The 25,783-nt window shown below is 65.8% G+C and carries 19 protein-coding genes; 8 read left to right on the top strand and 11 right to left on the bottom strand.

Going from position 1 to position 25,783, the window contains the following annotated elements; genetic code table 11:
• The first annotated feature begins 41 nt into the window (after positions 1–41).
• The 3 genes from ACYQ6T_RS07300 to ACYQ6T_RS07290 are packed head-to-tail and all read left to right on the top strand — an operon-like array spanning position 42 to position 4,717.
• Positions 42–1,073 (top strand): LysM peptidoglycan-binding domain-containing protein, encoded by a 1,032-nt coding sequence (locus ACYQ6T_RS07300; RefSeq protein WP_459829400.1) that lies wholly within the window; start codon positions 42–44, stop codon positions 1,071–1,073.
• Positions 1,070–2,167 carry a DNA-processing protein DprA gene (gene dprA, locus ACYQ6T_RS07295; RefSeq protein ID WP_459829398.1) on the top strand — a complete coding sequence of 366 codons (1,098 nt, stop codon included), beginning with the start codon at positions 1,070–1,072 and terminating at the stop codon, positions 2,165–2,167. The genes ACYQ6T_RS07300 and dprA overlap by 4 nt, the downstream gene beginning before the upstream one ends.
• 24 nt (positions 2,168–2,191) lie before the next feature.
• A complete protein-coding gene (locus tag ACYQ6T_RS07290; protein ID WP_459829395.1) occupies positions 2,192–4,717 on the top strand; it encodes a DNA topoisomerase III in 2,526 nt (841 codons plus the stop codon).
• On the opposite strand, the gene ACYQ6T_RS07285 is transcribed toward ACYQ6T_RS07290, so the two are convergent.
• From ACYQ6T_RS07285 to ACYQ6T_RS07275, 3 genes are all read right to left on the bottom strand, one after another.
• Positions 4,652–5,050, bottom strand: a complete 399-nt coding sequence (locus tag ACYQ6T_RS07285) for a hypothetical protein (protein WP_459829393.1) — start codon at positions 5,048–5,050, stop codon at positions 4,652–4,654. The two genes, ACYQ6T_RS07290 and ACYQ6T_RS07285, sit on opposite strands and share 66 nt — an antisense overlap.
• Before the next feature lie 51 nt (positions 5,051–5,101).
• Positions 5,102–5,569 carry a Dps family protein gene (locus tag ACYQ6T_RS07280; protein ID WP_459829424.1) on the bottom strand — a complete coding sequence of 156 codons (468 nt, stop codon included), beginning with the start codon at positions 5,567–5,569 and terminating at the stop codon, positions 5,102–5,104.
• Between the two features lie 112 nt (positions 5,570–5,681).
• Entirely contained in the window at positions 5,682–6,662 is a 981-nt protein-coding gene (locus ACYQ6T_RS07275) for a hydrogen peroxide-inducible genes activator (protein ID WP_459829390.1), read from the bottom strand.
• Between the two features lie 84 nt (positions 6,663–6,746).
• Between ACYQ6T_RS07275 and ACYQ6T_RS07270 the strand changes: the two genes are divergently transcribed.
• A complete protein-coding gene (locus ACYQ6T_RS07270) occupies positions 6,747–8,237 on the top strand; it encodes a DegQ family serine endoprotease (protein WP_459829387.1) in 1,491 nt (496 codons plus the stop codon).
• Positions 8,238–8,294: 57 nt separating this feature from the next.
• On the opposite strand, the gene ACYQ6T_RS07265 is transcribed toward ACYQ6T_RS07270, so the two are convergent.
• On the bottom strand, positions 8,295–9,872 hold the full coding sequence (locus tag ACYQ6T_RS07265) for a GGDEF domain-containing protein (RefSeq protein ID WP_459829384.1): 1,578 nt from the start codon (positions 9,870–9,872) through the stop codon (positions 8,295–8,297).
• 49 nt (positions 9,873–9,921) lie between these two features.
• Here ACYQ6T_RS07265 and ACYQ6T_RS07260 point away from each other — a divergent pair, with 49 nt between their 5' ends.
• From ACYQ6T_RS07260 to ACYQ6T_RS07245, 4 genes are read left to right on the top strand one after another with little or no spacing between them, the layout of a single operon-like run.
• Positions 9,922–11,214: a cyclic di-GMP phosphodiesterase gene (locus tag ACYQ6T_RS07260; protein ID WP_459829381.1), complete on the top strand. Its 1,293-nt coding sequence runs from the start codon at positions 9,922–9,924 to the stop codon at positions 11,212–11,214.
• Between the two features lie 13 nt (positions 11,215–11,227).
• Positions 11,228–12,262: an NAD-dependent epimerase/dehydratase family protein gene (locus ACYQ6T_RS07255; protein ID WP_459829378.1), complete on the top strand. Its 1,035-nt coding sequence runs from the start codon at positions 11,228–11,230 to the stop codon at positions 12,260–12,262.
• Entirely contained in the window at positions 12,259–17,793 is a 5,535-nt protein-coding gene (uvrA, locus tag ACYQ6T_RS07250; RefSeq protein WP_459829375.1) for an excinuclease ABC subunit UvrA, read from the top strand. The genes ACYQ6T_RS07255 and uvrA overlap by 4 nt, the downstream gene beginning before the upstream one ends.
• 15 nt (positions 17,794–17,808) lie before the next feature.
• Positions 17,809–18,543, top strand: coding sequence for a cytochrome b/b6 domain-containing protein (locus ACYQ6T_RS07245; RefSeq protein ID WP_459829373.1), 735 nt, complete (start codon positions 17,809–17,811; stop codon positions 18,541–18,543).
• A gap of 6 nt (positions 18,544–18,549) precedes the next feature.
• On the opposite strand, the gene ACYQ6T_RS07240 is transcribed toward ACYQ6T_RS07245, so the two are convergent.
• From ACYQ6T_RS07240 to ACYQ6T_RS07210, 7 genes are all read right to left on the bottom strand, one after another.
• A complete protein-coding gene (locus ACYQ6T_RS07240) occupies positions 18,550–19,014 on the bottom strand; it encodes a c-type cytochrome (RefSeq protein WP_459829371.1) in 465 nt (154 codons plus the stop codon).
• A gap of 34 nt (positions 19,015–19,048) precedes the next feature.
• Positions 19,049–20,635, bottom strand: a complete 1,587-nt coding sequence (locus ACYQ6T_RS07235) for a methyl-accepting chemotaxis protein (protein ID WP_459829368.1) — start codon at positions 20,633–20,635, stop codon at positions 19,049–19,051.
• Between the two features lie 11 nt (positions 20,636–20,646).
• Positions 20,647–21,171 carry a PAS domain-containing protein gene (locus tag ACYQ6T_RS07230; RefSeq protein WP_459829365.1) on the bottom strand — a complete coding sequence of 175 codons (525 nt, stop codon included), beginning with the start codon at positions 21,169–21,171 and terminating at the stop codon, positions 20,647–20,649.
• 156 nt (positions 21,172–21,327) lie between these two features.
• Entirely contained in the window at positions 21,328–22,149 is an 822-nt protein-coding gene (gene pstB, locus ACYQ6T_RS07225) for a phosphate ABC transporter ATP-binding protein PstB (RefSeq protein WP_459829362.1), read from the bottom strand.
• Positions 22,150–22,156: 7 nt separating this feature from the next.
• The gene (gene pstA / locus ACYQ6T_RS07220; protein ID WP_459829359.1) at positions 22,157–23,089 is read right to left on the bottom strand and encodes a phosphate ABC transporter permease PstA; all 933 of its coding nucleotides are present in this window, start codon (positions 23,087–23,089) and stop codon (positions 22,157–22,159) included.
• Between the two features lie 2 nt (positions 23,090–23,091).
• Entirely contained in the window at positions 23,092–24,054 is a 963-nt protein-coding gene (gene pstC / locus ACYQ6T_RS07215) for a phosphate ABC transporter permease subunit PstC (protein ID WP_459829356.1), read from the bottom strand.
• A 42-nt stretch (positions 24,055–24,096) separates the two neighbouring features.
• Positions 24,097–25,086: a PstS family phosphate ABC transporter substrate-binding protein gene (locus ACYQ6T_RS07210; RefSeq protein ID WP_459829421.1), complete on the bottom strand. Its 990-nt coding sequence runs from the start codon at positions 25,084–25,086 to the stop codon at positions 24,097–24,099.
• Between the last annotated feature and the right edge of the window lie 697 nt (positions 25,087–25,783).

Raw genomic sequence — 25,783 nt, 5'->3', positions numbered from 1 at the left:
AGCCAGAAAGGGCGGTAATGAGAGCCATTATAATCCGAACCGTGCGATTCCTCACGCTCCTTGCAGCGCTCCACCTCGCGGGGGGATGGCTGCCTGCGCGCGCGGCACCTGAGGAGGCGGCAATTGCGCTTCGTGCCGACGCCCCGGAGCTCTACACGGTGCAACCGGGGGATACCCTCTGGAGCATCGCACAACGCTACCTGGAGGCCCCGTGGCAGTGGCCGCAACTCTGGGGAATGAACCGCGACACGGTGAAGAACCCCCACCTGATCTACCCCGGGCAGAAGCTCGTCCTTGACCGTAAGCGTCAGCGCGTCGCGATCGCCCAGCCGCTTTATGAAAAGCGCTTCCCGTCGGTGCGCCACGCGCCGCTCGAGGGGGCAATCCCGACCCTGCCGCTCTCCGCCATCCATCCCTTCCTCGTCCGGCCGCTGGTGGTCTCCACCCGGCAGCTCGAGGGGGCCGGTCGGGTCATCGGTTTCGAGGAGGGGCGGACGATCGCCGGCCTCTTTGACCGCGCCTTCGCCGTTGGCGTTCCCGAAGAGGCGCGCCACGTCCAGCTCTTTCGCCCACTGGAGCCGATCGTCGCGCGCGACGGCAAAACGGTGCTCGGCTTCGAAGCCCGCTACCTGGGCGAAGCGGCGGTGGAACCGAGCGACGACCCCCGCCAGGGAGCGGTCCTCACCTTCACCCAAACCGTGGCCGAGATCCGTGCGGGCGACCGGGTGATCGTGCCCGAAGAGGAGCCGCTCACCAACTTTGCGCTTCGCCGCCCCGACCCCGATCTCGACGCCGAAGTGGTGCGCTTCTGGCGGCAAACGCCCGAAAGCGGCCCGTACGAGGTGGTGCTCCTGACCGCACGAGGGGATCTCACGCTCGAGCGCGGGGATGTGGTGGCCCTCTGGCGCGAACGGGGGAGCGTCACCGACCCTGAAACGAAGGAGGCGGTCCCGCTCCCGCCGCGGCGCTACGGGATCGCCGTGGTCTTTCGCACCTTCGAGCAGCTCGCCTACGCGCTCGTGCTCGAAGCGACCGACTCGGTCCGGTTGGGAGATCGGGCGCGCGCGCCATGACGATCACCCGCGACGAAGCCCGGGCGTGGTTGCTCTTGACGCTCAACCCGAACCTGACGCCGGCAACCCTGCGGGCGTTGCTCGCCCGGTACGGCCTCCCCGAGGAGGTGTTGGCGCAGCCGCGGGCGCGCATCCATGTCGAACTCGGTGAGGCAGTCGCCAGTGCGCTCGCCGAACCCCCTGCCGACACGGTCGTTGCCGCCGCGCTCGACTGGTTGAATGAACCGAACCACCACCTCATCACCCTCGATTCGCCCAGCTATCCCCGGCAACTCCTTGAGCTTGCCGACCCGCCGCTCCTCCTCTACGTCGTCGGCAACCCTGAGCTCCTCACCAAAGAGAGCCTGGCGATCGTTGGGGCGCGACGGGCGACCGCTGCCGGTAAAGCGATCGCGAAGAGCTTTGCCGAAACGCTCGCAGGGCAGGGGCTCACGATCGTCAGTGGCCTCGCGCAAGGGATCGACGCCGCGGCGCACGAAGGGGGAATCGCGCGCACCGTCGCGGTGATCGGCACCGGGGCCGATCGCGTCTATCCCGCCGCAAACCGCGCACTTGCGCAGAGAATCGCCGAACGGGGGGCGATCGTCAGTGAATTCCCCCTCGGCACGCCGGCGCTCCCCCACCACTTCCCCCGCCGCAACCGGATCATCGCGGCGCTTGCGCGCGGGACGCTCGTCGTCGAAGCGGCGGTCAATAGCGGTTCGCTCATCACCGCACGGCTTGCGGCGGAGCTCGGGCGCGACGTCTTCGCGATCCCCGGTTCGATCCACAATCCCCTTGCGAAAGGGTGCCACAAGCTCATCCGCGAGGGGGCGAAACTGGTCGATTCGGTCGAAGAGATTCTCGAAGAGTGGCGCTGGCGCCCTTTACCCCTCCCTTCGCTGGGGGCAGCTCCTGCAACCCACGACGTTCCCCCGGCCACCACCCCCGCCGACCCCCTCTGGGAGGCGCTCGGCTTCGATCCGATCCCGTTCGACGTGCTCGTCGCCCGCACCGGGCTTAGCGCGAGCGACGTGAGCGCGCGGCTCCTGGAGTGGGAGCTCGAAGGACGGGTCGCGAAGCTCCCCGGCGACTGTTACCAGCGGCTCAACTGACCTCCAACCACAAGGACCCACTCGATGACCACGCAAGAGAACGGCACGGGCAAATGGTTGATCATCGCCGAAAAACCTTCGGTTGCCCAAGACATCGCCCGCGCCCTCGGCGGATTCACGCGCACCCAGGACTACTTCTCTTCCGAGCGCTATCTCCTCTCGTCGGCCGTGGGCCATCTCCTCGAACTCAAGGCACCCGAAGGGGTGGAACCGAAACGGGGAAAATGGTCGTTTGCCCACCTCCCGGTGCTCCCCGACCACTTCGACCTCCAGCCGATCGGCAAGAGCGAAGAGCGCCTGAAGCTTCTCCTGCGCCTTGCGAAAAAGAAGGAGGTGGTGGGGCTGATCAACGCCTGCGACGCGGGGCGTGAAGGGGAGTTGATCTTCCACTACATCGTCCGCTACGGCAACATCACGAAGCCGGTCAAACGGCTGTGGCTCCAGTCGATGACCCCGCAGGCGATCCGCGACGCCTTTGCGCAGCTCCGCGACCACGAAGCGCTCACCGGGCTCAGGGAGGCGGCGATCTCCCGCGCCGAGAGCGACTGGCTGATCGGGATCAACGGCACGCGCGCGCTCACCGCGTTCAACTCCCGCTCGGGCGGCTTTCAACTCACCCCAGTGGGACGGGTGCAGACACCGACGCTCGCGATGGTCGTCGAACGGGAGCGGGCGATTCGCGATTTTACCCCCCGCCCCTACTGGGAGGTCGAGGCGGAATTCGCGATCACCTCCGGCCGCTACCGCGGCCGTTGGTTTCGCGAATCGTTCCAGAAAGGGGAGGATCCCGACGCCACCCCCTACCGGATCTGGACGAAAGAGGAGGCCGAGGCGATCGTCGCGCGCTGCCGCGATCGCGTCGCAACAGTCGAGGAAAGCAGTAAACCGAGCCAGCAGGCGGCGCCGCTCCTCTTCGACCTCACGAGCTTACAGCGTGAAGCGAACAACCGCTTCGGCTTTTCGGCGCGGCAGACGTTGGCGCTCCTCCAAGCGCTCTACGAGCGGCACAAGGTGCTTACCTACCCGCGGACCGACTCGCGGGCGCTCCCCGAAGACATGATCGCGACCGTCGCGAAGACCCTGGAGCAACTCCCCGAGCACTACCGCCCCTTTGCCGAGAAGATCCTCACCCACGGCTGGGTTCGCCCCAACAAACGGATCTTCGACAACAGCAAGGTCTCGGACCACTTCGCGATCATCCCCACAGGAGAGCGGCCGAAAAACCTCAACGACGCCGAGCAGCGAATCTTCGACCTGGTGGTGCGCCGCTTTTTGGCGATCTTCTACCCGGCGGCCGAATACCGCATCACCACGCGCATCAGCCGCGTCGGCAGCGACGCCTTCAAGAGCGAAGGGAAGGTCCTCGTCACCCCCGGCTGGCTCGAAGTCTACGGAAGGGTGGGGAGCAACGAGGAGGCGGAAAACCTTCCACCACTCGCGCCGAACGAAGTCGAGGCGAAGGTCGTCGCGATCGCCGCCCAAGCGCTCACCACCAAACCCCCCGCGCGCTTTACCGAGGCGACCCTCTTGTCGGCGATGGAGGGGGCCGGGAAACTTGTCGAAGACGAGGCGCTGCGCGCCGCGATGGCCGATCGGGGGCTGGGTACCCCGGCAACCCGCGCGCAGATCATCGAAGGGCTGATCGAAGACCGCTACCTCATCCGCGAAGGGCGGGAGCTCATCCCCACGCCGAAGGCCTTTTCGCTAATGACCCTCCTGAAGGGGCTCGGCATCGAGGTACTGCGCTCGCCCGAGCTCACCGGCGAGTGGGAGCATCGGCTCGCGTTAATAGAAAAGCGGCAGATCGCCCGCGACGCCTTCATGGCGTCGATCCGCGCGATGGCGGCCGAGATCGTCGAGCGCGCGAAACGGTACGACGCCGAGACCGTCCCCGGCGACTACGCGACCCTCACGGTACCCTGCCCGCAGTGTGGCGGGGTGGTCAAGGAGAACTACAAAAAGTTTCAGTGCGAAGCGTGCGGCTGGGGATTTTTCAAACAGATCGCCGGGCGGGAATTGAGCCCCGAGGAAGCCGAAACGCTCATCCGCACGCGGCGGGTCGGGCCGCTGGAGGGGTTTCGCAGCAAGCAGGGAAGGCCCTTCACTGCGGAACTGGTGCTCGATGACCACCACGCGCTCCAGTTTGCTTTCGCGAGCGACGAACCCGCCGCTGATCCCGAAGCGCACGCTGCGGCGCTCGCCGCAGCACCCGTTGTCGGACCCTGCCCCAAATGCGGCAACGACGTGGTCGTCTGGCGCGGCAGTTACCGCTGTCGCGCGAGCCTCTCCGACCCCCCCACCTGCGACTTTCGCCTCGCGGCAACGATTCTGCAACAGCCGATCACCCCGGAGGTGGCGGGTGAACTTTTGCGGGAGAAAAAAAGTCGGCTCCTTGAGCGTTTTGTCTCGGCGCGCACCCGCCGCCCCTTCCAGGCCCATCTGGTGCTCGACGACACCGGGAAGGTAACTTTTCTCTTCCCGGAATCAAAAACACCACGCCGAAAAGGCGTAAAGAAGCGCAAGCCAGAGGAGCGTACTGGAGAGACCTAGGCCGACCAGCCAAGGGGACCAGCGGCGCTTGAGCCGCCGCCGCTGGAGGTAGAGCGAAACCGCTTCCGCGATGAAAAAAACGGAGAGGAGCGCGGCGGTCAGCGTCGCGACAATGAAAAAGGCCGCTTTCGGGCCGGTGAGGTACTGCACGCATTGACCCGCCCCGTGGGTGAGCGCGATCAACCGATCCCAGTCGAAGACAAAGAGCCAAAACCCCGCGATGAAGAGGAGCAGCCCCGCGACCGCCGCCGCAACCACCGCCCCTTCGGGGGTGGCGGTCGCCCGCAGCCAGGCCGATAGTTCCGACCACCACCCCTCGAGCGTGCGGGCCATACCCGCCCACAAGCCCGGACGTCTGGGCAAAGGGGCTCTTTTGCTCATCGGTTACGCCAAGAGACTGCGCAACATCCACGCCGTCTTCTCATGGATCTGCAACCGCTGCGTCAAGAGGTCGAGCGTCGGTTCGTCGTGCGCGGCCTCAACGAGCGGGACGATCTCCCGTGCGGTCTTACACACCGCTTCGTGGCCGGTCACCAGAATCTTCACCATCTCCTCGGCGCGCGGCACGCCCGTGACCTCCGCAAGCCGGGTGAGCCGCAGATAGTCGCTCATGCTTCCCGGCGCGGGGTGACCCAGCGCCCGAATCCGTTCCGCGATCTCATCGAGCGCGTTCCACAGCTCCGTGTATTGCTCCATGAACATCGTGTGGAGCGTTTGAAACATCGGGCCGGTGACGTTCCAGTGGAAGTTGTGGGTGGTCAAATAGAGGACGAAGGTGTCGGCCAAGAGCTTCCCCAACCCTTGCGCGATCGCCTGACGATCGGCGCTGCTGATCCCGATATCGATCTTCATCTCCATGATCTTCTCCTTCAACGTGATGGTGTGTTCACTATAGCGACGACCCGGGCAAAAAGCGAGAGGCACGAAGCTATCGGGTCGATAGCAAAAGATTTTGTCGCGCGCGTCACTGCCGGTTTCCCTCCCAGCACTCGCCGTGGGTCGTCTGGTAGCCCTCGGCAAGGGCACCGACGCGGTGAACCCCCGGCAACCCCGCCTCCCAGATCGCCTCACGCAGGAGGTCGACGGCGCGGTGGCGGGGATAGGTGACGCGCCACGCGAGCACCACGCGGCGGTAGGGTTCAGGCGGCGCGAAGGGGCGTACCGCGAGGAGCGGCGAAAAACGGCTCGCATCGTCGGCGGCCGGAGCGGGCAAAACGGTGATCCCGAGGCCGCTCGCCACCATCAACCGAATCGTCTCCAACGAGCTTCCGGCAAAGGGTTCGTCGAGCGGCGTGTGGCGCGCGCACTGCGGGCAAACCTCCAACACCTGATCGCGAAAGCAGTTCCCGGGCCCCAACAGGAGCACCGGCTCCTCGGCGAGCCACGCCGCAGGGATCGCGTCGTGCGCGAGCCACGGATGGTCCACGGGCAACAAGACGCGGAAGGGCTCATCGTAGAGGGGTTGGGTGACGATGCCCGGTTCGGCAAAGGGAAGCGACAACACCGCGACGTCGAGCGCGCCCGATTTGAGCAGCGTCGCCAACTCCGCGGTGTACCGCTCTTCGAGAATGAGCGGCATCTGCGGCGCCTTTTCCCGCATCTTCGCCACCAAACGGGGAAAGAGGTAGGGGCCGATCGTGTAGATCGCTCCCACCCTGAGCGGCCCCACCAGCGGATCGCGATGGGCTTGGGCAATCTCCTCGAGCCGCTGCGCCTCCAAAAGCACCCGTTCGGCCTGCGCGATCACGTCGCGCCCCACTTCGGTGAGCTTCACGTCGGTGGCGCTCCGCTCAAAAAGGAGTACCCCCAGGCGCTTTTCGAGCTTCTTGATCGCGAGCGACAGGGTCGGCTGACTCACGCCGCACCGCTCGGCGGCGCGGCCGAAGTGGCGCTCCTGCCCCAACGCCACCAGATAGCGCAGTTCGGTCAATGATGTCCCACTCACTCTTTGCCTCCCTGCGGGAACCCGCCGCAACCCGAGCGTTCTAAAGGTATTATTATGAAGCCAAACCCGCGTAAAGGAACGCCGATGAACACCGCTTTCTCCGCAATCAGCCGCCGTGGCGGCCAACTCTGTCTGACGCTCATCGCGGCAGCGCTCCCCTTCACCGTCTCTGCCCAGTCGCTTGCCGACGGGAAACTCATGCCGGCCCTCTTTGGCAGCGAGTCGCGGCAGACGGTTCTCCCCGACTTTGCCGACCTCGCCGAGCAGGTCAAACCGACTGTCGTCAACATTTCGGTCAAAACCACCGTCGAACGGACCAACTTTCCCGGCGGCATTCCCTTTCCCTTCGAAGAGGGGGATCCGTTCTACGAATTTTTCCGCCGCTTCGGGCTCCCGATGCCGAACCTCCCCAACCCCAAAGCCCCCGGCGGCCCCCCTGAAGTGCGGCGCGGGGTCGGTTCCGGTTTCATCATCTCGAGTGACGGCTACATCCTCACCAACGCCCACGTGGTGAGCGACGACGAGGGGGGAACGACGGAGCTCTCTGTCCGCCTTGCCGACGGGCGCGAATTTGCCGCGCGCGTCGTCGGCGTCGACAAGCGGACCGATGTCGCAGTGGTCAAGATCGACGCGACCAACCTCCCGACGGTCCGCTTTGGCGACGCGAAAGCGGCGCGGGTGGGCGAATGGGTGATCGCCGTCGGGGCCCCCTTTGGACTCGATCAGACGGTCACCGCCGGGATCATCTCGGCGAAGTCGCGCCGGCTGCCCGATGAGACCTACGTCCCGTTCATCCAGACCGACGTCGCGATCAACCCCGGCAACTCGGGGGGGCCGCTCTTTAACATGAAAGGGGAGGTGATCGGGATCAACAGCATGATCTTCTCCCGCTCGGGCGGCTACATGGGGATCTCGTTCGCGATCCCGATCGACGTCGCCCTCAAGGTCAAAGACCAGCTGATCCAGTTTGGCCGCGTCCAGCGCGGGAAATTGGGGGTGGTGATCCAGGGGATGGACGAGGCGCTCGCGCAGAGTTTCGGCCTCGACAAGCCGCGCGGTGCGCTCGTCACCCAGGTCGAACCGACGAGCCCCGCCGCGCGCGCCGGGATCGAAGCAGGCGACATCATCGTCGCCGTCGACGGGACCGAGGTGAAAGAGTCGGGGGACCTCCCGCGGATGATCGGCGAACGGCGCCCCGGCGAGCAGGTGCGGGTGACGCTGCTGCGCCAAGGGAAACGGCTCGAGAAGACGGTGACCCTTGCCGAACTCGACGAACCGGAGAGCGCCGCGAGCACTGCGACCCCGCCGAACAACGCGCCGTTTGGCCTCGCCGTTCGGCCGCTCACCCCGCAGGAGCAGAGAAGCCGCGGCATCGACCAGGGGGTGGTCGTCACCGCGGCAAGCGGCGCAGCGGCCCAGGCGGGAATCCAGCCCGGCGACGTGATTCTCGCGGTCAACCAGCAACCGGTCACCACCCCCGCCGAGCTCAAAGCGCTCCTTGCGAAAGCTGGGAAACAGGCGGCGATTCTCATCGACCGCGACGGCCGGCGCCTCTTCGTCGCGGTGAAACGGTAATCGGCTCACTCCCCCGCCGCGCCACGCACCCGCCCCGCAGGGGTGGAGCTTGGCGCGTCAAGCGGTAAAGACGCGGTTTTTCCCGGCCCGTTTCGCGCGGTAGAGCGCCTCGTCGGCGCGGGCGATCAGCTCCTCGAGGCGCTCCCCCTCCCCGTGCCACTCGGCGACGCCGGCGCTGAAGGTGATCACGTGGTGCTGGTTGTCATAAAAGAAGAGCGCTTTGGTGAGCTCCCGCTGCAGTCTCTGGACCACCCGTTCGGCGGTTGCGACGTCGCTCTCCGGCAGAACGATCACGAACTCTTCGCCCCCCCAGCGGGCGATGCCGTCTTGCGGCCGGAGGTAGCGTTTCGCGATCGTCGCCAAGTGTTGCAAGGCGCGGTCGCCGGCGAGGTGGCCAAAGGTATCGTTGAATTTCTTGAAGTTGTCGAGGTCGATCACCGCAAGGGAGAGCGGCGTTTTCTGCCGCACGGCGCGGGAAGCTTCGCGGTTCCAGAAGTTTTCGAGACCGCGGCGGTTCATCAATCCGGTGAGGGGGTCGCTCACCGTCTGCTGCGACAACTCCCGCAGCTCCTGCTCCAGCCGCTCCATGCGCGCCCGCGTCGCCGTCAGCTCCTCCTGGATGCGCTGCGCGGTCTGTGCGGTCTGCTCGGAAGAGTGCTGCATGAACTGGGTGCGGCGCACCGTCTGGAGGAGCGCGTCGCGCAGTTCACCCAGGTTTTTGGCGTTCTGCACCTTGTCGAGGGTCTGTTGCAGCTCTTGCGCGTAGTCGTTGCTGTCGCTCGAGAAGGCGGCAAGCCGCTCGATCACCACAGTGAGCAGCTGCCGGATCTCGACCTCCGCTTGGCGCCGCTCGTCGATCACCCGGCGCTGGGCGTCGATCAGCTGCTCGAGCCGTTCGCTCGCCTCCTCGAGAATGCCCGCCTCGTGCATCCGCGCCAGTGCGTCGCGGATGAATTTCACCTGCTGGCGCGCTAGTTCCGCCTCGAGGACGAAATTGTCGAGGTGACGGAGCATCAGCTCGACAAGCCGCGTCAGGTCACGCGCGTGGTCGCTGACGGCGATCGCGATCGGCGCCGCCGCTTCGATGAAGAGGCGAAGCTCATGAGCCAGATCGGTCGAGAGCGGCTCCCGCTCAAGCCGCTCAAGAAGGGTGAGGGCAATTTCGTAGAGGTCGCCGTCGGGATTGAGAAAAGGCAAAAAGAGTTCGCGGATGACGGCGATGAAAAGCGGGTTGTATTCGTGGTCGAACGCCGGCGCTGGCGCAACGTTCGCCGAAAGCGTGGCCGGAAGAGCCGCCGGGGGGTGGGTGAGCGGCGATGGGTTAGCGAGAAAGAGGTGCGCCGCGCGCTCAAGCGCCGGTTGGGCCGCCGTGTAGTTGCGCCGCGCGATCGCGTCATTCGCCACCCGCAGCTGGCGGTGGATCTCGGGGGCGTCGGTGGGCAGCAGCCGCGCGAGCGCCTCAAGCAGCACTGGCGTTGCCGGCGTTGGCGGGACGGGCAAGCCGCGCGCGTCGTAATAGGCAGCGCGCAGGGTGTCGCCGTTGATCTGGTTGCCAAACCGGTCGATCAACCGCGCGATCAGCGCCCGCACCTCGTCGGGAGCCACCGAGTTTTTGTTATCCTTCTTGTTGGTCACAACACCCCCCTATTTCACGGAAAAAAGTATAGCAGAGGTTACCCCCACCGTGCGCAAGAACGCCTCGCCACCCCCAGAAGTACCCGTCGACCGGCTCCGCCCCGGGGTCCATGTCGAGCTCGACCTCCCGTGGCTCGACCACCCCTTCTGGTTCAATGCGTTCACGATCCGCGACGAAGCGCAGTTGGCCGAGCTCAAAGCGCTCGGGCTCACCACGGTCCGGTGGAATCCGCAGAAGAGCCGGGTTGCACCGCTCCCGCCCGACGCCACCCCAACGCCCAGCCACGCCGAGCAAGCGGCACGGGTCGCGCAAACCGAACGGACGCGGGTCGAGGCAGTGCGCGCCGAAAAGCGGCGGCAGCACGAGGCGGTGGTGGCGATGCGGCGGACACTTGCCCGCTGCCAAGAGGCCTACCAGGAGAGTGCCGCACGGACGCGCACGGCACTCGAGGCGATCGACCGCGGCCAGGCGCAGGGGGCGGAGCTCGCGCGGGCGGTCGCCGCAGAGGCAGCGGCGCGTTTCACCCCGCAGGCGGAAGTGGTGTTGCAGCTGATTGCCGAACACGCGCACGACGAAGGGGCGACCGGCCACGCGCTCAACACCATGGTGATCGCGCAGATGCTCGCCCACCGCATGGGGCTGCCGCAGGCGGCGATCGAAGCGGTCGGGACGGCGGCGCTCCTGCACGACATTGGCAAGACGCGCATTCCCACCCAGGTCCTCTACAACCGGCAACGGAGCCGCGCCGAAGAGCAGCTCTACCGCCTCCACCCCATTTATGGCGCCGAATTTTTGGCGAATGTCGCGGGCATCGACGAGCGGGTGCGCCTCTGGGTGCGGATGCACCACGAGCGGGTCGACGGCAAAGGATTTCCCGACGGCGTTGCCGGCGACGCCGTGCCGCTCGAAGCGCAGATCGTCGCGTTGGCGAACCGTTTCGACAACCTCTGCAACCCCCTCCCCGGCGTCCGGCCACTCCCCCCGGCGAAAGCGGTCGCGTGGCTCTACCGCCGCGAGCAGGGGGCGTGGAGCGAGCCCCTCTTTACCGCGTTCGTCAAGCTCATCGGCGTCTATCCCCCCGGGTCGTTCGTTCGCCTCAGCAACGACGCCATTGGCCTTGTCTTGCGCAACAGCCCCGCCGACCCCCTCCGCCCCTGGGTGCTCCTCTACGAGCCGGAGACGCCGCGCAGCGAGCTCCTCGCGATCGACCTCACCGCCGTCCCTGAGGTGGCGATCGCCGAGGTCGTCGCTCCGGAACGGTTGCCCCCTGAAGTGGTCGAAGTGCTCGACCCGCGGTGCAAAGTGCGCTACTTTTCCGATGTCACTGTTTCCACTCAATGAGCGAGTTCGAACCATGCGTCTGTTCATCACCGGCACGGCTGGTTTTATCGGCTTTCACTTGGCGCGGCTGCTCCTCGAAGAGGGCCACACCGTTTTCGGCTACGACGGGATCACCGACTACTACGACGTGAACCTCAAGCGGGCGCGCCATCAGCTGCTCGCCACCTACCCCGCCTTCACCGCGACGGACGCGCTCCTCGAAGACCAAGCGGCGCTCGATCGAGCGATCGACGCCGCAGCCCCCGAGGTGATCATTCACCTCGCGGCGCAGGCCGGGGTGCGCTACAGCCTCGAGAACCCGCGCGCCTACATCGACGCGAACCTGGTCGGCACCTTCCATCTTCTCGAAGCGGCGAAGCGGGTGCAACCGAACCATCTGCTGATGGCGTCGACGAGCAGCGTCTACGGCGCGAACCGCGAGATGCCCTTTACCGAGACGCAGCCGACCGACACCCCGCTGACCCTCTACGCCGCGACCAAAAAGGCGAACGAGGCAATGGCCCACGCCTACGCCCACCTCTGGAACGTGCCGACAACCCTCTTTCGCTTCTTCACCGTCTACGGTCCGTGGGGGCGCCCCGACATGGCCCTCTTCAAATTCACCCAAGGGATTCTCGCGGGCACCCCGATCGAGATCTACAACCACGGCGAGATGTACCGCGACTTCACCTACGTCGAGGATCTGGTGCGCGCGATTCGCCTCTTGATCGACGTCCCTCCACCGCCCCCGCACGCGCGCACGGCGGAGAGGGGGTGGCAACCGATCCCTGGGGACACCTTGAGCCCCGCGGCGCCGTGGCGGGTGGTCAACATCGGCAACTCGCAAAGCGTCCGTCTCCTTGACTTCGTCACCGCGATCGAAGCGGCGTTGGGGAAAAAGGCGGTGCGCCGCTACCTCCCGATGCAGATGGGGGACGTCCCGGCAACCTGGGCCGACTGTACGCTTTTGAAGCGCCTCACCGGCTACGCGCCGCAAACGCCGGTCGCGGAGGGGGTGCGGCGCTTCGTCGCCTGGTATTGCGACTACTACGGGGTTGCGCCGTCGTGACACAGACGCCAAGCGAGACGCCGGCAGCAGGCGACGAAATCCGCGTCGTCGGCGCGCGGCAGAACAACCTCAAAAACCTCACCGTCGCGATCCCGAAGGGGCGGCTCGTCGCGATCACCGGCGTCTCGGGGGCAGGGAAGTCGTCGCTCGCGCTCGAGATCCTCTACGCCGAAGGGCAACGGCGCTACGTCGAGACCTTCTCCCCCTACGCGCGGCAGTTCTTCGAACGGCTCGACCCCCCGGCCGTCGACGCCGTCGAGGGGATCCCCCCCGCGGTGCGGATCGAAGCGGGGGGCGCGGTGCGCACCTCCCGCGCCACTGTCGGGACGCTCACCGAGATCGACGACCTCCTCAAGGTGATCTGGGCCGAAGCGGCGACGTGGCACTGCCCAAGCTGCGGTGTGCCGGCGCGGCGGTGGCGGAGCGCGGCGGAGGTCTGGGCGGCACTCCCGTGGCCCGAGGGGGAGCGGATCGTCGTCGCGTGGCCGCTCGCGGTGCCGACCGAGTGGCCCATTGAAGAGGCGTGGCGGAGGCTCGCGGCGCAGGGGTTTACCCGGGTCGTCGGCGCCACCCCCACCGCCACCGGCCACCGCTGGTGGGTTGTCGCCGACCGGCTGCGGCGCGTCGCCGACGAAGCGGAGCGCTTTGCCGCCGCGCTCTCCGCCGCCGCGGCGCGCGGCGACGGAACGGTCCTCGTCGCCCGCTGGGAGACGGTCGCCCCGCTCGCGGCAAGCGACGGCGCCCCCCCCGTCTGGCAGCCGCCGCGCGACGACGTGCTTTGGGTCTCGCTCACTACTCCCCTCTGCCCGAGCTGCGGCGTTGCCGCGCCGCGCGCCACCCCCGCCCTCTTCTCCTACAACAACCCGCTCGGTGCCTGCCCCGTCTGCCGCGGCTTTGGCGACTTGCTGGAGATCGACTGGCAGAAGGTGATCCCCGACCCCACCCGGTCACTCGCCGACGGCGCGATCCGGCCGTGGCAGAGCGGCGAGTCGCGCCAGTGTCAAGAAGAGCTCGAGCTGTTCGCGCGCAAGCGCGGCGTGCCGCTCGACACCCCGTGGCAGGAGCTCCCCAGCGCGACGCGCGACTGGGTGATCTACGGCGACCCCGAGTGGGAGAGCTGGGAGCAAAGCTGGCCGAGCCACTGGTACGGCGTTGCCCGCTACTTCGAGTGGGTCGAGCGGAAGAGCTACAAGATGGCGATGCGGGTGCTCCTTGCCCGCTACCGCTCACCGCGCCGCTGCCCGGCGTGCGGCGGCACCCGCCTCGTCCCGGAGGCGCTCGCGTGGCGGGTCAATGACCTGACGATCGCCCAATTTCGGGAGTTGGCGGTCGCCGACGCGCTCCGCTTCTGGGAGCGTCTTCCCCACCACGACTGGCCGCGCGGGGTGCGCCTCGCGTGGGCGGCGACCGCCGAGCGGCTCCGCTACCTCGACGAGGTCGGGTTAGGGTACCTGACGCTTGCGCGCGCCGCGCGCACCCTCTCCGGCGGAGAACTCCAGCGGATTCGCCTCACCACGGCGCTCGGGGTCGAACTCACCCAGACCCTCTTCGTCTTGGAAGAGCCTACCGCTGGATTGCACGCGCGCGACGTCGCCCGGGTGATCGCCGCGATGCGCCGCCTCGTCGCGCTCGGCAACACCGTCGTCGTCATCGAACACGACCCGCAGGTGATCGCCGCAGCCGATTGGGTGATCGACCTCGGCCCCGGTTCGGGCGAAAAGGGGGGCGAACTCCTCTTCGCTGGCCCGCCCGCGCTGCTGGCCACCCACCCGACGTCGCTCACCGGCGCGGGGCTTCGTGCCGCGTTTGCGCGCGCGGTAGCGGATGGCGCAGCGCTCCCCCCGCTCGCGATGCCCGCGCCGTCGGTCTTCACCGCACCCTCTACCCCCCAACCCGCCGCCGACCTATCCCCTGCAGTCGAACTCTTCGTCGCCGAGCGCCACAACCTCCGCGACCTCACCGTCACCGTTCCCCTCGTGGGGCTGACGGTCGTCGCCGGCGTCTCCGGTTCAGGCAAATCGACGCTCGTTGAGGAGGTGCTCGTTCCCGCCGTCGATGCGGCGTGCCACCGCTTGCCCCTCCCCGAAGGGGTGCGGTTGCGCTGGTTGCCCGAACAGAAGAACCCCCCGATCGCCGCCGTCGTCTGGGTCGACCAGTCGCCGCTTGCCCGCACCACCCGCTCGGTCCCTGCGACCGTGATGGGTGTCTGGGAGGGGTTGCGCACCGCCTTTGCGAAGAGCGACGCGGCGCGGCAGCAGGGGTTGAACGCCGCCGCCTTCTCGTTCAACAGCGGCGCTGGCCGCTGCCCCGCGTGCCAGGGGGCGGGGTTTACCCGCATCGAGATGCAGTTTCTCGCCGACGTCTACCTCAAGTGCCCGGTGTGCGACGGCAAGCGCTTCCGCGGCGAGGTGCTCGCGGTGACATGGCTTGGGGCCAACGTCGCCGAGTGGCTCGAAATGACCGTGGACGAGGCGATCGCACGCCTCGCCGCCGACCGCGCCGGCCGCAAGCTCCTTCCTCCGCTCGAACTCCTCGCCGCGCTCGGGTTGGGGTATCTCCGCCTTGGGCAGCCGACGCCGACCCTCTCCGGGGGCGAAGCGCAGCGGTTGAAGCTCGCCGCCGCGCTCGCCACCGGCGAACCGTCCGCCGGGCGGCGGCTCATTGTCCTTGACGAACCGACGACAGGCCTCCACGAAGCGGAGGTCGCGAAGCTCCTCGCCTTTCTCCAGCAGCGCACCGCCGCGCGCGACGCGGTGGTGGTGGTTGAACACCACCGCGAGGTGATCCGCGCTGCCGATTGGGTGATCGAACTCGGCCCCGAAGGGGGGGCAGGGGGCGGCAAGCTCCTCTTTTCCGGCCCCCCCGCGCAGCTCGCAGGAGCCGCGACGGCCACCGCGCAGGCGCTTCGCGGCGCTTGGGCGGCGAACGACCCCGCTGTGCGCGCGGTTGCCGAAGCGCCCGCGAGCTACCGCTCCCGAGAGGAGCAGACCCCGCCGCATGCGATCACCGTGCTCGGCGCGCGCGAACACAACCTCAAAGGGATCGACGTCACGATCCCCCACGGGCAGCTGACCGTCGTCACCGGCCGCTCGGGCTCGGGGAAATCGACGTTGGCCTTCGACATCCTCTTTGCCGAAGGGCAGCGGCGCTACCTCTTGGCGCTCGACGCCTACGCGCGCCAGTTCGTTCAACCTCCCCCCCCTCCGGCGGTCGACCGGCTCATGGGGCTGCCGCCGACTGCGGCAATCGAACAGCGCACCAGCCGCGGCGGGTGGAAGAGTACGGTCGCAACCCTCACCGAGCTCTCCCCCTACCTGCGGCTCCTGTGGACGAAACTCGGCACCCCGTACTGCCCGCAGTGCCACGTTGCCGCTCATCGCCGCTCCGCTGTCGAATGGGCAGCGGTGCTTGCTCCCTCGCGCCCCGACGTCGTCACGGCGACACTCGTGCGGCGGCGCAAAGGGGTCTATCAGGAGCTTGCCGACTGGGCCGCCGCGCGCGGCTACCCCACCCTCTTTCTCGACGGTGACGAGGTGCCGACCCACCCGTGGCGCCGCCCCGACCGCTACCGCGAGCACGAGATCGACCTCCCGGTTGCGCGCACCCCTCGCACCGAACCGGAGCTCGCTGAGGCGATCGCTACCGCGTGGCGGCTCGCCGACGGCTGGGCAAAAGTGCGCTGCGGCACCAGCTGGCAGGTGGTGAGCGCCCACGCCGTCTGCCCGAGTTGCGGCACCGCGCTCCCGGCGCTCGACCCGCGCCTCTTCTCTTACCACTCGCCGCTCGGCTGGTGCCCCACCTGCCTCGGGACGGGGCGCGTCGTCGTCGGCAAAGAGCGCGCGGAAGAGGAGGGGCTACCGCGCTCTTTTGCCGAAGCGGTCGAGTGGGAAGCGAAACATGTCGTCGCCGAGAAGCCCTGCCCCGCCTGTGGCGGCGCCCGGTTGAACCCCGCGGCGCGCGCGGTGCGCGTCGCCGACACCCCATGGGAGGCGATCGAGCGGCGGACGATCCGCGACCTCGCCGCGTGGCTCGACACCCTTGAAGAGCGGTCGCGCGCCGACCCCCACGCCGATGCGGTCGTCGCCGAGATCCTTCCCGGCTTGCGGGCGCGGTTGGCGCTCCTCGACGAGGTGGGGGTGAGCTACCTGACGCTCGACCGCGCCGCGCCGACCTTGTCGGGCGGCGAAGCGCAGCGGATCCGCCTTGCGGCGCAGTTGGGGGCCAACTTGACCGGCGTCGCCTATATCCTCGACGAACCGACGATCGGGCTCCACCCGCAAGACGACGCGCGGCTGGTTGCGGTGCTCGAGCGGTTGCGCGACCGCGGCGCAACGGTGGTCGTCGTCGAACACGACGCGCGGGTGATCCGCCGCGCCGACTGGATCATCGACCTCGGCCCCGGCGCGGGCGAAGAGGGCGGGGAGATCGTCGCCGCCGGCCCCCCTGACGCGATCGCCACCCACCCCGCGTCGCTCACCGGCCGCTATCTGCGCGACGGCATCCCCCACCGCCTCGCTCCGCCGCGGGAAACCCCCACCGCGTGGCTCACGGTGCGCGGGGCCTACGCCCACAACTTGAAGGGCTTCGACGTCGCGTTCCCCGTGAACCGCCTCACCGTCGTCGCCGGGGTCTCCGGGTCGGGGAAATCGACGCTGGTCCATGAGGTGCTCGCCGCGTCGCTCACCGCTGGGAAACCCGTCGGGTGTCGGGCGCTCGAAGGGGGGGAGGCGATCGAACGCCTTGTGCTTGTCGATCAGTCCCCAATCGGCAAGACGAGCCGCTCCTGCCCCGCGACCTACCTTAAGATCTTCGACCCGATCCGCGCCCTTTTTGCCGCAACGCCTGAGGCGCGTGCCCAAGGATACCGCGCCGCCTTCTTCTCGTTCAACAGCGGCGAGGGGCGCTGCCCCGTCTGCGCCGGCAACGGCTGGGTCGCCGCCGAGATGGCCTTTCTGCCGACGGTGCGCGAACCGTGCGACGCCTGCGGCGGCAGCCGCTACCGCGCCGAGGCGCTTGCGGTGCGCTACCGCGGCCGGACGATCGCCGAGATCCTGGCGATGAGCGCGGCGGAGGCCGCCGACTTTTTCGCCGCCCACCCGGCGATCGCCGAACCGCTTCGCCTGATGGAATCGGTCGGTTTGGGGTATCTGCGCTTGGGGCAGACGAGCGCGACCCTCTCCGGCGGGGAGGCGCAGCGGCTCAAGCTGGTTGCGGAACTCACGCAGCGCGCCGCGCGTCCCACGCTCTACCTACTCGATGAGCCGACCGTGGGGCTCCACATGGCCGACGTCGCGCTGCTTCTCCCGGTTCTCCACCGCCTCGTCGACGCTGGCCACACGGTGGTGGTGATCGAGCACGACTGCGACCTCTGGCTCGAGGCCGACTGGTTCATCGAGCTCGGCCCCGCTGGGGGCATCGAGGGGGGGCAGCTCCTCTACGCTGGGCCAGTTGCGGGTGTGATCGCCGCGGCGACGCCGAGCGGCAAGGTCCTGGCCGCCGAGGAGCACGTAAGAAAACGTTCAACACTTTGACAGGAGGAAATAGCTATGGAACAACAACAGCAACCGATCGCAGTGTGGGATCCGCTCCTGCGCCTCTTTCACTGGCTCTTGGTCGCTGCGGTGGTCGGGGCGTTCGTGACGGTCAAGATCGGCGGCAACGCGATGGCGTGGCACGGGTTCTTTGGCGTTGCCGTCTGTGGGCTGATCGCCTTTCGCCTCGTCTGGGGGGTGATCGGGCCTGAGACGGCCCGCTTTGCCTCGTTCGTCCGGGGTCCGGCAGCGATTCGCGCCTATCTCCGGGGCGAATGGCGCGGGATCGGCCATAATCCGCTCGGCGCGCTCTCGGTCGTCGCGCTCCTTACCCTCTTCACGCTCCAGACCCTCTTGGGGCTCTTCTCGTACGACGAGATCGCCTTCCGCGGGCCGCTCGCGCCGCTCCTCCCTGAGGAGACGCAGCTTGCCATCACCACCTGGCACCGACGGTTAGAACCGGTGCTCGTCCTACTTGTGCTGCTGCACCTCGGCGCGATCCTCTTCTACCGGGTGGTGAAGCGCGAAAACCTCGTGACGCCGATGATTACCGGTTACCGGGTAACGGGTCGAGATGGCTCAGAACTCGCCGCCTCTACCCCCCAAATGGCGCCGTGGCAGCAACGGGGCTTCTGGCTGCGGGGGGTGGTTGCGATTGCGGCGGGTGTTGCCGTAGCGACCGCGGCAAGCGGCGTCTGGATGACACCGCCGCCCTCGGCGCCCGCTGCTCCGACTACACCCGAGTGGTAGCGCGCCTCACTCTTCGGCGCGGAATTTGTCGTGGCACGCCTTACACGCTTTGCCGACTTCGCCGAACTGCGCCTTGATCTCGTCCTTGTTGCCCATCGCCGCAACTTCGGCGAGTTTATTGGCCTGTTCGACGAAGTTGGTCGCAATCTTGCGCACCTCGTCCTGCTCTTGGAAGAAGTTCTCCTTCAAGCGCGACTTCTTGAAACCGACGACGCCGAGGGTATCGGGCGAATAGAGGGCACCCATGCCTGAATTGGCGATCGCGGCGATCACGTTCGCCGCGGCCGAGACCTGCGTCTGGCTAAAGGGCATCGAGCCGTCGACGACCATCGCTTTGATCTTCCCCATATTCCACGCCATCGTGGTGTAGCTCGCCTGGCGGAATTTGACCTTCTCTTCCGGTTTCAGCGCGTCGGCGTGCGCCGCGGCGGAAAGGAGGGTCAAAGCAGTGATCAGGGCAACGCGTTTCATCGGTGGGTCTCCTTCTCTTCAGGGTCAAGTGCGCTCATTGTAGCTGCTTTGCTGCGGCACGTGCAAGAGGGACGGTCCCTTTCCGCGCGCCTCCCCCCTGGGAAGCGGTCGTTTTCCCTTGCGACGCGGCGTACTTCTGCTCCATCATTCTGCCGATGAGCGCAATCACCTGTTGGCTGCCGGCCTCTGCTTCACGCATGCCGTCGACGATCCCCTTGAGCACTGCCTCGTCGTGCAGCCAATCCTCTTTCGCATAACTGATCGCCGTGTGGACCCCACGGTGGACCTGGGCGTGGGGTTGCTCGAGTTCGCGGTAGGCGGGGAGATGCGCGAATGCCGCTTTGCCGTGCCCTTCGTAGTACCACTTCCCAAGGCGGCAGCGGGTGTGGTCGACGGCAACGGCTTGCGCCTCCTCTCCTTCGCCCCCTTTCTCCACCGCGACGTAGCCGCGCTGCATGTAGATCACGTGGTCGAGCTTCACCAGGCTTGCAAACGCCAGGTCTTTCGCTTTGGTGAGCGCGGCGATCGTCTCTTTGCTCGAGGCCGCCACCTCGTCGAATTGCGCTTCGAACCCGGTCACCTCCCCGGCGATCGCTTTCGCTTCGTCGGAGAGGGCAAGCGTCTGCGCCACCATCGCGTCGACTTCGTGGCGCAACCCACTCATCACCTGCGCGATCTCCTCGGTCGCCTTGCGGGTCCGTTCGGCGAGTTTCCGCACCTCATCGGCGACCACGGCAAAGCCCCGACCCAGCTCACCGGCGCGCGCTGCCTCGATCGCCGCGTTCAACGCCAAGAGGTTGGTCTGCTCGGTGATGTCGGAGATGAGCTGAACGGTCTTGTCGATCTGGCTGCTTGAGGCCTCGAGCGCCCGCGCCGTCTCGGCGGTCGCCGCCATCTTCGCGGTAATCTCCGATAGCGTCGCGGCAATCTCCTTCACTGTCTCCTGGCTCTTTGCTGCACCCGCTTCGTTCCGTTCGGCAAGGGTCAGCACATGGTCCATCTCATTGCCGACCGCGACGAGATCCGACTGGTTGCCTGAAAGGTTTTTGAGGAGATTGCCGGTGTTGAGTTGGTGGAGTTCGCTCATCAGCCGGTTCTTGCGGGAAAACTCTGCGGCCGCCTTCATCGCCGCGAGCCCCTCGTTGATCGACGCCATCGAGCGGGCAAACTCTCCCGGCATCCCAACCACAAACGCTTTGCGGGTGAAGTCCTCGTGGCGCGCACGGTCAAAGCAGGTGGTTGCATCTTTGAAATAGGCTTCGACGATATCGAGAAACTCATTGAGGTCCCAGGCAATTTTCCCCAATTCACCAAGGCCCTTGGTATGGGTGATGCGGCTATGGAAACGCCCCTCCTTCACCTCCTTGAGCAGCAGGTCGATCCGCCCCAGAACCTCAAAGGCGGGGAGAACCGAGCGGTAACCGACCCACGCAAAAACCACCACCACGATCGGAGCAGCGATGTTGGCGATTTGCGGGCCATTCTGCACCAGCGACACTGCAGCCATCAGCCAGATGAAACCGACAAAGAGCGCAAAGTAAATCTTGATCCGGGTGAGGAAAAAAGGGATAGACCGACTCGCCTGGCTGGTGGATTGTGTAATCAGCTCGATCTCACTCATGGTTCTCTCCTTTAAGCTTGAAACAGATCAAGCACGAACGACTCGTAATCGGTTCCGCGGCGCGTCATCTCGTTCGTGAGCCACGCGATGGATGCCTCGCACGCCCGCGCCGCACCCGCCTCTTGCTCGACGCGCCGCATTTCAGCGTAGAGTGGTTCGATCACGGCAACTGCCGCGCGTGGGGCCTGGCGCCGCACCGAGAAGTAACCGACGATCCGCCCCGCCTCGAAGTCCGGGGTGACGTTGGCGAAGACCCAGTAGTAGTGGCCGCTTTTTCCCATATTTTTGACAAAGCCAAACCACTCGCGGCCCTCTTGAATCGTCATCCAGAGGTGCTTGAACGCGCCCCGCGGCATATCGGGGTGGCGGACGATGTTGTGTTGAACACCGAGGAGCTCTTCTTCACAGTACCCCGAGACCCGCATGAAGACGCGGTTCGCGTAGGTGATCCGCCCCTTGAGGTCGGTTTTGCTCACGATCGTCTCGTCGGGCGAAAAGGTGACCTCGGTTTGCGTCGGCGTGATTTTCGGTTTCATCGCGGTTCCCTCCTGATCGTTGTTATATTACGGCAGAGTTCGGAAAAAGTTTAGCCCGTTTTCGCGCAACAAAAAGCCCACCGGCGGGGTGGGCGGGGAATTGAGGGAGCGGATAGCCCGAGACGCTAACCGGCCGCAGCGATCGGCTGAACGACCCTAACCGAAGCGGCCGGTGAGGTAATCCTCGGTCTGCTTTTTCTTTGGGCGGACGAAGAGCTCGTCGGTCGGGCCAAATTCAACCAGCTCCCCGAGATACATGAATGCGGTGTAGTCGGAGATCCGCGCCGCCTGTTGCATGTTGTGGGTGACGATGAGGATCGTCACCCGTTCGCGCAATTCGGTGACGAGCTCCTCGATCGACGCGGTGGCGATCGGGTCGAGCGCCGAAGTCGGTTCATCGAGAAGGAGGATCTCCGGCTCGGCGGCAAGCGCCCGGGCGATGCAGAGGCGCTGCTGCTGCCCCCCTGAAAGGGACGTACCGAGCGCGTCGAGCCGATTTTTGACCTCGTCCCAGAGCGCCGCCGCCTTGAGCGCCGCTTCGACCCGGTCGGCGATCTCGGTGCGGTTTTTCATCCCGCGCACATAAAGGCCGTAGGCGACGTTATCGAAGATCGACTTCGGGAAGGGGTTCGGTTTCTGGAAGACCATCGCGACCCGCATCCGGATCTCGATCGGGTCGACGTCGGCAGCGACCAGGTTGATGTTGTCGGGATAGAGGCGGATCTCCCCGACGTAGCGGTTGCCGGGGTAGAGGTCGTGCATCCGGTTGAAGCTGCGCAAAAAGGTCGATTTCCCGCACCCCGACGGGCCGATGAGCGCCGTCACCCGCTTCTCCGCGACCGGCATGTTGAGGTCTTTGAGCGCATGGTGCGCACCGTAGTAGAAGTGGAAGCCGACCGCTTCGGCCTTCACCGGCACGCCGAGCGAGTGGGTCGAAGGCGTGGTTGCCCCTTGTTGCAGCTCTTCTGTTGCGTTCATTTGCGTTTTACCAAGTCAATTGACGACGAATGCGGTAGCGCAGCCAGATCGCCAGGCCGTTCATCAGGAGCGTCGCGACGATGATCACGATCCCGACACCGGCAGCGAGCTCATGAAACGCCGGCTGGGGGCGCGAGAGCCAGTTGAACATCTGGATCGGCAACACAGTAAAGGGCGAGAAGAGCCAGTCGAACGGGCCAGCGGGGGGGTCGCCAGTAAAGGGGAGCGGCGGCAGAAAGGCGATAAAGGTGAGCGCGCCGATCGTGATCACCGGCGCCGTCTCGCCGATCGCGCGCGCCATCCCGATGATCACCCCCGTGAGGATCCCTCCCGAGGCGTAAGGGAGGAGATGGTCATGAACCACCTGCCAGCGGGTTGCGCCGAGCGCGTAAGCGGCCTCTTTGATGTGTTGCGGAATCGCGCGCAGCGCCTCCCGGGTGGCCACGATGATCACAGGCAGAATCATCAACGCGAGCGTGAGCCCTGCGGTGAGAATACTCTGGCCGAAATCGAGCAGATAGACGAAAAGTCCCAGCGCCAACAGGCCATAGACGATCGACGGCACTGCGGCCAGGTTGGTGACGTTGATCTCGATCACCTCGGTGAGCCAGTTCTTCGGCGCGTACTCTTCGAGGTAGACCGCCGCGGCCACACCCAACGGCGCCGCAGCGAGGAAGGTGACGATCATCACCAGCGCCGTTCCTACCCACGCGGAGTAGATGCCGGCATCCGCTGCGCGGCGTGACGGGAAGTTGAAGTAGAACTCGGGCCGGATCACGTGGCGGTAGCCATCTTGCACGAGGTCGATGAAGAGGGCGAAGAGGACGATCACCCCGACCATCGTCGCGACGAGACCGACCACCCCGAAGATCAGGTCCCAACGCCGCCGTTGCGCGATTCCCCGGCGCAACGCTACGAGCGTCTCCTTTTCCTGTGCCATCGTCAGTACGCCTCCCGCCAGCGCCGCCGCACCCACTGGCCGATCACGTTGAAGAGGAGAGTGATCACCACGAGCACCAGCCCCACAGCGAAGATACTCTGGTAACCGATCGAGCCGTGCGGCAGATCCCCCATCGCCACCTGGACGATGTAGGCGGTGATCGTCGCGGCCGGTTCGCGTGGGTCAAAGGTAAAATTGGGCTGCTGCCCGGCAGCGATCGCCACCACCATTGTTTCGCCCACCGCCCGCGAAATCCCGAGGATCACCGCCGCGACCACGCCCGAAATCGCCGCCGGCAGCACTACCTTCATCGCCGTTTGCAAGCGGGTCGCCCCCATCGCGTAGGAGGCTTCGCGCAGAGCCATCGGCACCGCGCGCATCGCATCCTCAGAGACCGACGCGACGTACGGCGTGATCATGATCCCGATCACGATCCCAGGACTCAACATGTTGAACCCAGGAAGCCCCGGGATGACCTTTTGCAGTAGTGGGGTGACGAAAAGGAGGGCAAAGTAACCGTAGATGATCGTCGGCACGCCAGCCAAGAGCTCGAGGATCGGTTTGACCACCTCACGGGTGCGAAAGGAGGCGAATTCGGAGAGATAGATCGCGACCAACAACCCCAACGGCGCAGCGACCAGCACCGCAATCCCCGAGACAGTGAAGGTACCGGCAACGAGCGGCAAGACACCAAACTCCGCCTTTTCAAAGAGCGGCGTCCACTGGGTGTGGGTGAAAAACTCGACGAGCGAGACGTGCTCGAAGAAGGTCCACCCTTCATAGAGGAGAATCGCGACGATCGCAATGGTCGTCGCCACCGCCGAGAATGCGGCGAGAAAGAGAATCCCCTCGATCACCCGCTCTTTGGCGTTGCGCGCCCGTCCGTGGGTCACATGGCCTACAGAAGGGGGTTGCGTTGTCGTCGCAGGAGCAGTCGTTGTGGCAGTCGTGGTCACGTCGCCCATTCCCTTGAGGAGGGGGCACCCCCCTCATCTGTTACGCTGAGGTCACTGCTTGGCTTCGCGCTCGAGGAGCGTTTCGACCCGCACCCCGACCTCCGATTGGCCACCAAACACGGTCCCCGTCTTCATCGCCTGGAAGTTCTTGAGCGCCAGCTCATAGGCACGCGCCGGCAGATCGACGTACCCCACCTCGCGCGCGAGTTTCGCGCCGTTCTTCAGGTAGAACTCGACGAACTCCCGCACTTCGGGTTTGTTCTTCGCCGCGTCGGCGTTGACGTAGATGAAGATGGGACGGGAGAGCGGCTGGTAGGTGCCGTTATTCACCGTCTCGACGCTCGGCTCGACCGCGGGGGAGTTCTCGTCCTTCTTGATTTTCACCGCTTTGAGCTTCCCTTTGTTCTCCTCGTAATAGGCGAGACCGAAGTAACCCAGCGCGTTCTCGTCGGAGGCGATGAACTGAACGACGACATTGTCATCCTCGGACGCGAGGTAGTCGCCGCGGCTCGACTTCGCCTTGCCGACGATCGCCTCAGTAAAGTAGTCGAAGGTGCCCGAGTCGGACCCCGCGCCAGCGAGCTTGAGCGGCCGGTCGGGAAAGCGGGGAGAGACCTGCTTCCAGTTGGTCACCACCCCTTGCGCCTCAGGGGCCCACATTTTGCGCAGCTCGGCGACGGTCATCTCCTCGGCCCAGGTGTTCTTGGGGTGGATGACCACCGTCAGCGCGTCGAAGGCAACCGGCAGCTCGATGTATTGGATCCCCTTTTCGGCGCACGCCTTCATCTCCGCTTCGAGAATCGGGCGCGACGCGTTGGAGATGTCGGTCTCGCCGCGGCAGAACTTCTTGAAGCCGCCGCCCGTACCCGAAATCCCAACCGTCACGTTGACAGCACCCCGTTTGACTTTCTGGAACTCTTCAGCAACCGCTTCGGTGATGGGGTAGACGGTACTCGAACCGTCGATTTTGACGACCTTCCCCGCCGCGTGGGCGACTGTTGCGGCCACACCAGCGAACGCCAAGCCTACAAGGGTATGCATCGGTTTCATGAGGGTGCTCCTTTCGGTTGGGTAGAAGACGGAGCGGAGTGTAGCGAGCGAATATGACATTTTGATGACAGCAATTCTACCGCAAAGTGGCTTGGGCAAACGCGGGTTCGAGATCAGATCGGGTGAAAACGAACGCGCAGAGCTCGGTTGTTTACCAGTTTCTTTGAATAAAAGATTGTATATGTTTACGCTCAGGCGCTTTCTGTGGATAACTTTGTTGACATCTTACTCTTCAAGGAAAAACAATGTGGGGTGAACTGGGGGTGACCCTGCGGAGTACGACGGGAGAAGTGGGGACAAAAAGAGTAGCATGCCAACTTTTTTCTTTTACCAACAAAGAACTATAGGATCCATGGTGGCTCTTATCCCCATCCGTTTGTGTCCAGCATCGAACCGATCGCTGCAGCGGACCCCTCATCGAGATCTTGTGGATAATTTTGTGGGCAATAGGGGATGACAGCTCTTTGGGCTTGCCGGTAGAGGCTGATCCCTGTGAACACCCGATGTTGCCGAAATGCCACAGTGGACAATTGAGGGAAAGGAGGAGGGACGGTTGTGGGTACGCGCGGTCGAAGCGCGGGAGCAACGATTCTACCCCCACGGGTTCACTGGCTATCTCTCCCTTTATCCTCAGGGCTGTTCTTCCCCGTTTTTCGGTGTTCTCCGTGCCAAAGAAGCAGTTGTCCAC

Source organism: Hydrogenophilus islandicus, assembly GCF_054657095.1.
This window is presented reverse-complemented; position numbering and strand designations above follow the sequence as displayed.

Bases quoted from the DNA above. Each gene is read 5' to 3' on its own strand.
- dprA (WP_459829398.1), top strand. From the start codon at position 1,070: ATGACGATCACCCGCGACGAAGCCCGGGCGTGGTTGCTCTTGACGCTC.
- ACYQ6T_RS07290 (WP_459829395.1), top strand. From the start codon at position 2,192: ATGACCACGCAAGAGAACGGCACGGGCAAATGGTTGATCATCGCCGAA.
- ACYQ6T_RS07285 (WP_459829393.1), bottom strand. From the start codon at position 5,050: ATGGCCCGCACGCTCGAGGGGTGGTGGTCGGAACTATCGGCCTGGCTG.
- ACYQ6T_RS07280 (WP_459829424.1), bottom strand. From the start codon at position 5,569: ATGAAGATCGATATCGGGATCAGCAGCGCCGATCGTCAGGCGATCGCG.
- ACYQ6T_RS07270 (WP_459829387.1), top strand. From the start codon at position 6,747: ATGAACACCGCTTTCTCCGCAATCAGCCGCCGTGGCGGCCAACTCTGT.
- ACYQ6T_RS07255 (WP_459829378.1), top strand. From the start codon at position 11,228: ATGCGTCTGTTCATCACCGGCACGGCTGGTTTTATCGGCTTTCACTTG.
- ACYQ6T_RS07245 (WP_459829373.1), top strand. From the start codon at position 17,809: ATGGAACAACAACAGCAACCGATCGCAGTGTGGGATCCGCTCCTGCGC.
- ACYQ6T_RS07240 (WP_459829371.1), bottom strand. From the start codon at position 19,014: ATGAAACGCGTTGCCCTGATCACTGCTTTGACCCTCCTTTCCGCCGCG.
- ACYQ6T_RS07235 (WP_459829368.1), bottom strand. From the start codon at position 20,635: ATGAGTGAGATCGAGCTGATTACACAATCCACCAGCCAGGCGAGTCGG.
- ACYQ6T_RS07230 (WP_459829365.1), bottom strand. From the start codon at position 21,171: ATGAAACCGAAAATCACGCCGACGCAAACCGAGGTCACCTTTTCGCCC.
- pstB (WP_459829362.1), bottom strand. From the start codon at position 22,149: ATGAACGCAACAGAAGAGCTGCAACAAGGGGCAACCACGCCTTCGACC.
- pstA (WP_459829359.1), bottom strand. From the start codon at position 23,089: ATGGCACAGGAAAAGGAGACGCTCGTAGCGTTGCGCCGGGGAATCGCG.
- pstC (WP_459829356.1), bottom strand. From the start codon at position 24,054: ATGGGCGACGTGACCACGACTGCCACAACGACTGCTCCTGCGACGACA.
- ACYQ6T_RS07210 (WP_459829421.1), bottom strand. From the start codon at position 25,086: ATGCATACCCTTGTAGGCTTGGCGTTCGCTGGTGTGGCCGCAACAGTC.